The 11,865-nt window shown below is 41.3% G+C and carries 9 protein-coding genes; 1 reads left to right on the top strand and 8 read right to left on the bottom strand.

Annotated features, from left to right (window positions below; genetic code table 11):
- Positions 1-16: 16 nt before the first annotated feature.
- From PR795_RS02760 to seqA, 8 genes are all read right to left on the bottom strand, one after another.
- On the bottom strand, positions 17-2,266 hold the full coding sequence (locus tag PR795_RS02760) for a DNA internalization-related competence protein ComEC/Rec2 (RefSeq protein WP_272516639.1): 2,250 nt from the start codon (positions 2,264-2,266) through the stop codon (positions 17-19).
- Positions 2,267-2,609: 343 nt separating this feature from the next.
- Positions 2,610-2,897, bottom strand: a complete 288-nt coding sequence (gene ihfB, locus PR795_RS02755) for an integration host factor subunit beta (RefSeq protein WP_006657810.1) — start codon at positions 2,895-2,897, stop codon at positions 2,610-2,612.
- 54 nt (positions 2,898-2,951) lie between these two features.
- Complete coding sequence (gene rpsA, locus PR795_RS02750; protein WP_006662163.1) at positions 2,952-4,625, bottom strand: 30S ribosomal protein S1; 1,674 nt, start codon at positions 4,623-4,625, stop codon at positions 2,952-2,954.
- A gap of 173 nt (positions 4,626-4,798) precedes the next feature.
- Positions 4,799-5,482: a (d)CMP kinase gene (gene cmk, locus PR795_RS02745; RefSeq protein WP_006657808.1), complete on the bottom strand. Its 684-nt coding sequence runs from the start codon at positions 5,480-5,482 to the stop codon at positions 4,799-4,801.
- A 191-nt stretch (positions 5,483-5,673) separates the two neighbouring features.
- A complete protein-coding gene (gene aroA, locus PR795_RS02740; protein WP_006662164.1) occupies positions 5,674-6,951 on the bottom strand; it encodes a 3-phosphoshikimate 1-carboxyvinyltransferase in 1,278 nt (425 codons plus the stop codon).
- A 105-nt stretch (positions 6,952-7,056) separates the two neighbouring features.
- Entirely contained in the window at positions 7,057-8,145 is a 1,089-nt protein-coding gene (gene serC, locus PR795_RS02735; RefSeq protein ID WP_006657806.1) for a 3-phosphoserine/phosphohydroxythreonine transaminase, read from the bottom strand.
- 293 nt (positions 8,146-8,438) lie between these two features.
- Positions 8,439-10,073 carry a phosphoglucomutase (alpha-D-glucose-1,6-bisphosphate-dependent) gene (gene pgm / locus PR795_RS02730; protein ID WP_036960355.1) on the bottom strand — a complete coding sequence of 545 codons (1,635 nt, stop codon included), beginning with the start codon at positions 10,071-10,073 and terminating at the stop codon, positions 8,439-8,441.
- Positions 10,074-10,129: 56 nt separating this feature from the next.
- Complete coding sequence (gene seqA, locus PR795_RS02725; protein ID WP_006662166.1) at positions 10,130-10,681, bottom strand: replication initiation negative regulator SeqA; 552 nt, start codon at positions 10,679-10,681, stop codon at positions 10,130-10,132.
- A gap of 223 nt (positions 10,682-10,904) precedes the next feature.
- On the opposite strand from seqA, the gene ybfF reads away from it, so the two are divergent.
- Positions 10,905-11,681 carry an esterase gene (gene ybfF / locus PR795_RS02720; RefSeq protein WP_006662167.1) on the top strand — a complete coding sequence of 259 codons (777 nt, stop codon included), beginning with the start codon at positions 10,905-10,907 and terminating at the stop codon, positions 11,679-11,681.
- Positions 11,682-11,865 lie beyond the last annotated feature (184 nt).

Here is an 11,865-nt window from a genome sequence, read left to right as displayed (position 1 = left end):
TAAGCGCACTATTCTACTAGGGAAATTGGCGATCACCAAACCACAGATGATACCAACGGGGATTAATGTCCTTTCTGTAACGTGATATTTTCATTTTTTCTTTTTTAAAACATATTGTTATCTGACCTTCCTCAGCTGTATTTAGCCATTGAATATTATGTTTAGCATAGCGCAAATACACTTTGTCTGATGGAATTTTCCATGGGCTATAGCGTGCTGAAGAGACTAATGCGAGAGTTGGCTGTACTTTTCGAATAAATAAAGGCGTTGAAGATGTGCTACTTCCGTGATGAGGAACAAATAAAATATCAGCTTTGAGAGAATACTTATCTTGCATCACTAAGCTTTTCTCACCTTCTTTCTCTAAATCTCCGGTCAGTAATAATTTCCGATAGCCATCACTGACTTGTATTACGCAAGAGTCATTATTATGTGATGTCTCCGCGAGTTTCTTTGGCCACAAAATATCAAATCGGAGCTTACCCCACTGCCAATTTTGCCCTTGGTAGCATGGAAGGTGACGCGGCTGCCCGAAACTGCTACGTAAACTTACCCATGGATATTGCTTAATTAAATCGGATACACCACCAGTGTGATCAAGATGATTGTGGCTTAATATTGCATGAATAGGAATGACTTGGTGATGTTTCAAAAATGGAATGATCTGCTGTTTCACATTACTTCCCTTATTCCAACGATTACCAGTATCATATAAAACCCCTTGTTGATTTTGCACCATAATAGCAGCGAGTCCATGCCCAATATCCAACAGAATGAGACACCAATCATGCTCTTGATGCTGATTTTTACTTTGTGTGAAAAAGAGCATCACAATGAAGCAAATTAATAGCCCAAGGTAATTTCGATACCAACCGAATAAAAGAATGAAAGCAAAAGACCCGCAAAAAAGTACGATATAAATTGACATTGCATTAATTTCCACCCAAAAACTATTTAAGTAAACAAGGGGCTCTAATCCAATTTCAATAACTTTATCGATAAATCTAAATGCAATATTATGCCAAGCATTGATAGGAAACAGTAATATACCAAAGACAATTGGAACAACACCCCATGTGATTAACGGAACAAACCATAAGTTAGCAAATAGGCTCATCACGTTAATCCCTTTAAATAACAATACTTGGATCGGAATTAATAAAATCAATAGCCCAATTTGCAAATGAATGAGCGGAACCACTCTCCTGAATAGTGGGTGACGATTAAATACTAATGGTATAGGAAAAATACGGAACCAATATAGAATAGCTAATACAGCAAAACTGGATAACCAAAAGCTATCAGAAAGAATAGCAAGCGGGTCAAACCATAGAATACTTGCAATACTCCAAATGGCCCATTGCCATGAAAAGCAATAAAATGACTGCTTACGAACATAGAGCCATAACAATAATGCAAATATTGCTCGAGTTGCCGGAATCGCAAAATTAGAAAGCCAAGCATATAGCAAGGCAAAGAGCATCCCTGATAGTAATGGTAAATTTTCACCTATCCATCTTATAGGTAAAAAAAATTGTAATAATCGAGCACATAGATAGCCAATTAAATAAGCCATACCAATATGTAACCCTGAAATCGCAATTAGATGGGTTAGCCCCGTAGATTGAAGTAATTGAATGTGCTCAATAGAAATTAATCCTCTTTCCCCAAACATTAATGCGTAAATAATTCCTTGATTTTTTTGAGCTAAAATTTTTTCTTTGAATTGGTCAATAATGTTTTGCCGTAAAGAACACTGCACACTCACTTGTTCCACATTCTTAGCTTTTAATGTTCCAATCATTCTTTGCGCTATAAAATATCGCTGCCTGTCAAACCCTCCCTCATTCAATGAGGCATGAACAGGGTTTAATTTTCCTGTTACTCGCCATTGTTGCCCTACACACCTATTTTCATGTCCATTCTGTTTGAAATTCCATGATGCATATAAGGATGGAAAAATCCGTCTTCCGTCAACTCTATCTATTTTTACGCGTTTTATTGGGTCATCCTGAGTAAGTGGGATACTGACTATTGTGATATCCCACTGTCGATAGTCACTACTTAAAAAATCGATTTTCTGTGTTATCTCAAGTCCGTGCCAACAAGCCCAAAGAAAGCTCATTCCTATCAAAAACAAAAATCGAGAAAATTTATTTTTCCAAATAAAAACAATAGTAATCAATAAAATAGAACCGATTACTAAATAGTAATTTGAGTCAGGTAATTTAGATAGAAAAAGTAACGGTAGCGTACCGATAATCAACGCAGTCGCCGCTTCGGTATAAGAGAGTGTACTTGGGAGGTTACGACTGAATAGTCCTATCTGCATTTAATCTACCAAACTGTTATTTTCATGTAGGTAAGTTAAATACATAAATAAGAGTAAAAAAGCCCAGACGATAGAGAGCTTCAAGCACGCATCCAGAATTAAATGTAATACGGTATATAGAAAAAGATTAATTGCGAAGCGCTTTGCAAAAAGTATTAGCTAAATGATTTATTAAAATCGAAATCAGTGGGGAAATATGAAAAGTACGGGCATAAAAAAAACAGCGCTATATAAATATAGGCGCTGTTTTATAGTAATAATTAAGATTTATAGTCGATTATTGACCATAAATATTTACACGGTCACGCAACTCTTTACCCGGTTTGAAGTGGGGAACGTATTTACCTTCCAGTTCCACTTTGTCACCAGTTTTTGGATTACGGCCAACACGTGGAGCACGGTAGTGAAGAGAAAAACTGCCGAATCCACGGACTTCAATACGCTCGCCTTCAGCTAACGTATCAGCCATATGCTCAAGTATTTCCTTTACAGCTTCCTCAACGGTTTTCGCTGAAAGATGAGACTGCTGGCTAGCCAGTCTTTCAATTAATTCAGACTTGGTCATAGTACCTCCCTAAACTACCGATACAAAGGGGTAACCGAAGTTACCCCCACTTAATTATTCGCCTTTAGCTGCTTTGAAAGCTTCAGCCATTGCATTGTTGCCGAATGCAGTATCTTCTTGCTTGTTCACAGCTGCGACAGCATCTTTCTCATCAGCTTCGTCTTTAGCGCGAACAGACAGGTTGATTACACGGTTTTTACGGTCAACACCAGTGTATTTAGCTTCAACATCATCACCAACGTTCAGAACCAGAGTTGCATCTTCAACACGGTCACGTGAAGCTTCTGATGCACGCAGGTAACCTTCAACGCCCAGAGTCAGCTCTACAGTTGCACCTTTAGCATCAACTGCGATTACTTTACCAGTAACGATTGCGCCTTTCTTGGTTGCTGCCAGGTAGTTGTTGAATGGATCTTCAGCTAACTGTTTAACGCCCAGAGAGATACGCTCACGCTCTGCGTCGACTTGCAGAACAACAGCTGCGATTTCGTCGCCTTTTTTGTAGTCACGAACTGCTTCTTCGCCTGCAACGTTCCAGGAGATGTCAGACAGGTGAACCAGGCCATCGATGCCGCCGTCCAGACCGATGAAGATACCGAAGTCAGTGATTGACTTGATTTTACCTTCAACACGGTCACCTTTGTTGTGAGTCTCTGCAAATTGCTGCCATGGGTTAGATTTGCATTGTTTCAGGCCTAAAGAGATACGACGACGTTCTTCATCGATATCCAGAACCATAACTTCAACAACATCACCAACGTTAACAACTTTAGATGGGTGGATGTTTTTGTTAGTCCAATCCATTTCTGAAACGTGAACCAGACCTTCAACGCCTTCTTCGATTTCTACGAAGCAACCATAGTCAGTCAGGTTAGTAACGCGACCAGTCAGTTTAGTACCTTCTGGGTAACGTTTAGCGATTGCGACCCAAGGATCTTCGCCCAGTTGTTTCAGACCCAGAGAAACACGAGTGCGCTCACGGTCAAATTTCAGAACTTTAACATTGATTTCATCACCAACGTTGACGATTTCGCTTGGGTGTTTAACACGTTTCCAAGCCATGTCAGTGATGTGCAGCAGGCCGTCAACACCGCCCAGATCAACGAATGCACCGTAGTCAGTAAGGTTCTTAACGATACCTTTAACTTCCATGCCTTCTTGCAGGTTTTCCAGCAGTTGATCGCGCTCAGCGCTGCTTTCAGATTCAATTACAGCACGACGAGAAACAACAACGTTGTTGCGTTTCTGATCCAGCTTGATTACTTTGAACTCAAGCTCTTTGCCTTCCAAGTGAGTAGTATCACGAACTGGACGTACATCTACCAGTGAACCTGGTAAGAACGCACGAATACCGTTCAGTTCTACAGTGAAACCACCTTTAACTTTACCGTTGATAACACCAGTTACAGTTTCAGCTTCTTCGTAAGCTTTTTCCAGCATCAGCCATGCTTCATGACGTTTCGCTTTCTCACGAGACAGGATAGTTTCACCGAAACCATCTTCTACTGCATCCAGAGCTACATCGATTTCGTCGCCAACTTGGATTTCCAGCTCACCCTGAGCATTTTTGAACTGTTCTACTGGGATAGCAGATTCTGATTTAAGACCTGCGTCTACCAGTACTACGTCTTTATCGATAGCAACTACTGTACCGCGTACAATAGAACCTGGACGAGTTTCAATATTCTGCAGGGATTCTTCAAAGAGTTGAGCAAAAGATTCAGTCATATTAATGATCTTCAAGTGTCTTATATTAACGTCCACATAGCATCCCGCCAAATGGGGTTGTTTCACATACTCCACAACATTCCTTGTCGCAAAGTTTTAACCATGCTAGAAAATGACCAGCATGGAGGTAATTGAGTATATTATCTAATTATAAGCTAAAATAAAGCCTATTATCACGATAATTGTAGAATTTTTTTCGCGTAGGTTCGTGCTTTTTCAATAACTTCCTCAATAGACATACTTGTGGAATCCAGCACTAATGCATCTTTCGCGGCAATGAGCGGCGCTACCGGACGGTTACGATCTCGATAATCGCGCTCTTGAATTTCGGTTAAAAGTCGCTCGAAATTAACATCAAACCCCTTCTCCTGCAACTGCTTCATCCGGCGGTGAGCTCGTTCTTCTGCTGAAGCGTCCAGAAAAATTTTCACTGGCGCATCAGGAAAAACAACGGTTCCCATATCTCTGCCATCCGCAATTAAGCCAGGCATCATTCTAAAGGCTCGCTGACGTCTTAATAGAGCCTCACGAACACGCGGAAAAGTCGCTGCTTGTGATGCTGTGTTCCCAACGGTTTCTTGTCTAATTTCATTAGACACATCTTCACCTTCGAGAATGACTTTCAATCGATTTTCTTCAGGCACAAAACGGACATCTAAATTTGCAGCTAAAGGTACTAACGCATCTTCGGATTGAATATCAACATGGTGATGCAGAGCCGCTAATGCTAACACGCGGTAAATTGCACCAGAGTCTAAGAGTTGCCATCCAAATTCATTTGCTAATGCTTGGCAAAGGGTTCCTTTACCCGCTCCGCTTGGTCCATCAACGGTGATTACAGGGGCAATAGCCACCATAAAAAATCTCCTTTTCTGCAAATAGCCTAAGCTACCCGCAATTAAAATCTGTGGGGGATATTATACCTACTCAACGATTTTGTGAAATATACAGGTGGACTTGCCAGGAATAAAAATAGGTAAAGATAAGAAAAAAGCAAAATAAAAATTGGTTGATAACTCATTGATGCTTATCAACCAATCTCATTATGCTAGTGGCTTAATCGCGCAAGTTGCTGGAAATAATCTGGGAATGTTTTTGCGGTACATCCCGGATCTAAAATCGTCACAGGGGTATTTGAAAGTGCAACCAGTGAGAAGCACATTGCAATGCGATGATCGTTGTAGGTTTCAATTTCAGCGTGTTTCAGCTGCTTCGGTGGCGTCACACGAATAAAATCGTGTCCTTCCTCCACTTCCGCCCCCACTTTACGTAGCTCAGTTGCCATTGCATATAAGCGATCAGTTTCCTTTACTCGCCAATTATAGATATTACGAATCACCGTCTCACCGTTTGCAAATAAAGCGACCGTTCCGATAGTCATCGCTGCATCGGGAATAGCGTTCATATCCATATCAATACCATTCAGAGTTCCACGTTCACATTCAACGTAATCATCCCCCCAGCGGATAATTGCTCCCATTTTTTCCAAAACGTTAGCAAACTTTGTATCGCCCTGTAAGCTGTTACGACCAATGCCAGTAACTCGGACTACACCGCCTTTGATAGCTGCCGCTGCAAGGAAATAGGAAGCAGAAGATGCATCACCTTCAACAAGGTACTCCCCTGGAGATAAATATTGTTGCTGACCTTTAATCACAAATTTTTGGTATTGGTGATTTTCCACATCCACACCGAATGTTTTCATTAATGCCAGTGTGATGTCGATATACGGTTTCGATACTAAGTCACCCGCAATAGAGATCACCGTATCTTGAGCCGCTAAAGGTGCAGCCATCAGTAATGCCGTTAAAAATTGACTAGAAACTGAACCATCTACCGAAATATGTCCACCAACAAAGCCCCCTTTTAAGCGCATTGGCGGATAATTCTCTTGTTCAAGATAATCGATTTCAGCACCGCCTTCTCTTAAGGCATCCACTAAGTGACCAATTGGTCGCTCTTTCATACGCGGCTCACCAGTCAAAATAATATCATTTGGACATAATGAAAGTGCCGCCGTTAAAGGACGCATGGCCGTTCCTGCATTGCCTAAAAAGATTTCTAACTCACCCTTATGCGATAAACAGCCATCAATACCTTCAACTTCGCAGCGTGTTTTATCCGCTGATAATTGATATTTAACGCCAAGCAAGCTTAATGCATTCAGCATATGGCGAATATCATCGCTGTCTAATAAGTTAGTCAGTACCGTAGTGCCTTTCGCCATAGCGGCTAAAAGAAGCGCGCGGTTGGAGACACTTTTTGACCCCGGCAGATTAATGGTGCCACTAATTGAAGAGATAGGTTGTAATGTCAGGGATTGCATAAAAAGTGATTTCTCCGATGTCGTTTGCTACTTTTTTATCATTATTTAAATTAATAAGCCGGAATGTTCTTCCTAAACAAACCGGCTCAAATAGAACTGAATAAATTATGCGTGGTGACGTTCAAAGTCCGCCATAAAATCAACGAGTGCTTGAACACCGGCTAGAGGCATCGCATTGTAAATTGAAGCCCGCATTCCGCCTGAAACCTTATGACCTTTCAGTGATAACAATCCTTGATCTTTCGCACCTTCAATAAAAGTTGCATCTAATGCAGGGTTTTGCATTTGAAATGGTACGTTCATCCAAGAGCGATTTTCAACTGCTACACGGTTAATATAAAATTCACTGTCATCGATTGCGTTATACAACAACTGTGATTTTTCATAGTTGCGTTTTGCCATCTCTTGCAATCCACCTTGCTCTTTTAGCCATTTGAAAACCATACCAGCTAAATACCATGCAAAAGTTGGAGGTGTATTAAACATAGACTCATGTTTTGCCAATACGGTGTAATCGAATACGGATGGCGTTTGAGGTGAGGCTTTGCCTAATAAATCTTCGCGAATGATAACTAAGGTTAAACCGGCGGGTCCAATATTCTTCTGAGCACCAGCATAAATAACGCCATATCGACTGACATCAATTGGCTTGGATAAAATGGCAGAAGAGTAGTCTGCAACAATAATTTTATCCGCAGGGAAATCCGGCTCTTCATGGATAGCCAAACCACCAATAGTTTCATTTGGGCAATAGTGAACATACGCAGCATCTTTGCTTAACGGCCATTCACTCATTGGTTTAATACTCACAACCCCATTGTTTTCTTGAACAACGTCAATCACATTCGGTGTGCAATATTTTGTTGCTTCTTTAGCCGCGGATTCGGACCAATAGCCACTAACAATATAGTCAGCCGTCGTTTTATCGCCTAATAAGTTCATTGGTAGTGTCGCAAAATGGGCACGGGCACCGCCATGACAGAATAAAACTTTATAATTGTCAGGGATATTTAATAAGTCGCGTAAATCTTGTTCAGCTTCTTTTGCCACTTCAATAAAATCTTTTCCGCGATGGCTAACTTCCATCACAGAAACCCCTAGACCTTTCCAGTTACAAAACTCTTGCTCCGCGCGGCGCATGACTTCAACAGGTAACATTGCTGGACCTGCGCTGAAATTATAAACCTGACTCATTGATCTTACCTACCTTCAATATTGTTAGTTAACATCACCCAGATTCTTAAAGTTGTATCATTCCATGCCACTAGCTGCAACGGTTATTACGTCTCAATGGCAAAAACAAAAAGTGAGATTTAGTGGGTCAGAAAAGAAAACAATTTTGTTAATAGCGTCACAGAATCAGCTACCACAATTTTATGAAGTGATGCGCGCTAAAAAAGGGATAAAATCCTGAATATGCTATTTTTCACTATCGAGTGATTTAGTCATGATAAGCGGGCGAAAAGCGCCCGCTTGTAAGGTAGGAGTTAGCTAATCACTTTACTCACGATTTCGATCGCTTCTTTCTCGATTAAATGAAGGTGCTCTTCACCACGGAAACTTTCACAATAAATTTTGTAGGCTTCTTCAGTGCCAGATGGACGTGCTGCAAACCAGCCGTAGTCGGTCATAATTTTTAGTCCACCGATTGAAGCACCATTTCCGGGCGCCGCAGTCAAACGCTGCGTAATCTGATCCCCTGCTAACGTATCTGCTGACACCATTTCTGGGGACAATTTACTCAGCTTAGCTTTCTGCTCGTGGGTTGCTTTTGCTTGAATGCGGCTGTAGATTGGCGCACCAAATTTTTCAGCGAGTTTATTGTAACGCTGCTGGGGATTTTCTCCGGTTACTGCTGTGATTTCTGCGGCAAGTAAACATAAGATAATCCCGTCTTTATCTGTCGACCACGGAGTACCGTCAAACTTCAAGAATGAAGCGCCTGCACTTTCTTCACCACCAAACCCAAGGCTGCCATTAAATAACCCATCGACAAACCATTTAAAACCAACGGGCACTTCAATCAATTCGCGCCCCATATCATTGACAACACGATCAATCATGGCACTGGAGACTAAGGTTTTGCCAACAGCAACATCTTTCCCCCATTGAGGGCGATTTTGAAATAGGTAATCAATCGCAACTGCAAGATAATGGTTAGGATTCATTAACCCGCTCGGGGTAACGATACCATGACGGTCATAATCAGGATCGTTTGCAAAGGCTAAATCAAATTTTTCTTTCATGCCTAGCAAACCCGCCATCGCCCAACGGGATGAACAGTCCATGCGGATCACTCCATCGTGATCTAACGGCATAAAACGGAAGGTTTGATCAAGCTGGTCATTCACTATTTCAATATCCAGTTGATAATATTCCGCAATTTTTTTCCAGTATTCAATACCCGAGCCACCTAGCGGATCGACACCAATTTTTAATCCTGACTTTTGGATAGCTTGCATATCAATAACATCGCCTAATGCGTGAACATACGGCATCACTAAATCTTGCTCAGACACAAAACCGCTTTCCATTGCATCAGCAAAATCTAACCGCTTCACGCCATCAAGATCGGTCGCCAGCAACTGATTCGCGCGTTTTTCAATAACGGAAGTTAAATCTGTATCCGCAGGACCACCGTTGGCAGGGTTATATTTAATTCCGCCATCTTCCGGTGGGTTATGGGAAGGAGTGATAACAATGCCATCAGCGACATCTTTATGTGTTTGGTTATAGCTTAAAATAGCGTGGGAGATAGCTGGCGTTGGAGTAAAACCATTATTTTCTTGAACAATAACATGAACTTGGTTCGCTGCTAACACTTCAATCACAGTAATAAATGCAGCTTCTGACAGCGCATGGGTATCTTTCCCCACGTAACAAGGTCCTGTTACACCTTGCTGCTTGCGCAAATCGGCAATGCCTTGGGCAATCGCCAGAATGTGATTTTCATTAAAGTTATTACGTAGCGAACTACCGCGATGACCGGATGTCCCAAATTTGACTGCCTGAGAAGACACCTCAGGATCCGGTTGCTGGGTATAATATTGAGCCGTTAACTGAGCAACGTTAATCAAATCACTTTGAAATGGAAGCTGCCCTGCTCGTTCATGAATTGCCACTTGTTATCTCCCAAAGCACTGATGCTTAGCGTGAAACACCAGTGACTTCACAATGTTTAGATAGTATTACCAACTTTTTCGATGACATTCGCAGGGAAGTTCATCTCTTGCATAATCGCATCAATCATACTGCGCTTGCGATTGGTGTTGGTATTGGTGATCACCCAATACGGTGTGCCCGGTATATGACGAGGTTTTGACTGCTTGCCCGCAGCCAATAAAGTTTGCTCATCACCAGCAAAGTAAACACGGGTACGACCATGCATTGACTCTGTTGCGCGCTCAAAGCTCTTCGCATCTAAGCTATACAACGTTGAAAGAATTAGCATAAAGCGATCGATCGCTTTGTTTTTTTCCGCATAGGCATCAGAGAGTAATAATTCTCTGATCACTCTAACTGGATTCTGTGCAACCACCTTAGTATTCATCACCGGCGCATCTTGCGGCGCTAATGGTGTTAAATTCACTTCTTTTGCTGCGGGTACTGGCTGCTGCGCGGATTTGAAATTTAGCATACGGCGTAAAATATCCGATGCACTTTCACCGATATGCTGTGTGTGACTTGCAATATAGCGGTAAAGCTCTTCATCAACTTCTATCGTTTTCATTTTTTCCCAGTACTTTCTTAATCTAAAATTCGCGCCAGATTATAAGCCAGATTTAAAAAAAACAAAACAATTAAAATTTCAATAACTTAAAACAAACAATGAGTTAAGTTTTACGATATTTCAGTAAGTTATCTTGTTTGCTATTACACAAATTTGGTTTTTCCTCATCACCATGCCATGATAAGCCCCTCATCCGGCAAACAACATTAATCCTAGTTCAAATATGACCGAATTACTTAATTATACAATCCATAAACCTGAAAACCCGATCACCACCACCCCCGTTGTTTTGATCCATGGGCTCTTTGGTGATCTGAATAATTTAGGGGTTTTAGGTCGCGACTTACAAAACTATTTCGATACCATTCAAATTGATGTACGCAATCATGGTGATTCTTTTCGTTCCAATGAAATGGAATACCGAGATATGGCTGAAGATGTGATCACTCTGGTTAAATCCCTTGGTTATCACAGTACCATTTTGATAGGTCACTCCATGGGCGGTAAGATTGCCATGGCGGCCAGCGAGATAGCACCTGATTTTATTGAAAAAATCGTGGCAATTGACATTGCCCCAGTCGCTTATCAAGTCCGCCGTCATGATGAAATCATTGCCGCGTTAGAAGCGACAACGCAAGCGCAAGTCAAAACACGCCAAGATGCCAGTAACATTATGCGCCAATTTATCCCTGAAGACGGCGTGATTCAATTTTTACTGAAATCCTTTAAGCAAGGCGAATGGAAATTCAACCTTCCCGCCCTCAAAGCCAACTATGAAAAAATTATTGGTTGGAAAACAGTGCCTGCGTGGAATAAACCGGTATTGCTCATTCCCGGTGGAAACTCTCCTTATGTACAATCTGAATATCGTGAAGACATTGCTGGACAGTTTCCTCAAGCAAAGGCATGGGTAGTCGCAGATGCGGGCCATTGGGTGCATGCTGAAAAACCAGAACATGTACTACGTGCCATTCACCGCTTCTTAAGTATTCCTGATTAACCCCCTATCCTTTGCAGTACTGCTCCTGATATTTAATTTTTAAATATCAGGAGCAAAGGTATATCCTCAATATATTCATATTCAAATAATAAGACGAACTTCAATACACTTGTAATTATGATGACGGTATTATCCATCTCGATTAAATAACTAAATTCTCGAAATTGATACATGAGCATTATTA

It is taken from the genome of Providencia sp. PROV209 (assembly GCF_028479485.1).
Taxonomy (GTDB): Bacteria; Pseudomonadota; Gammaproteobacteria; order Enterobacterales; family Enterobacteriaceae; genus Providencia; species Providencia alcalifaciens.
This window is presented reverse-complemented; position numbering and strand designations above follow the sequence as displayed.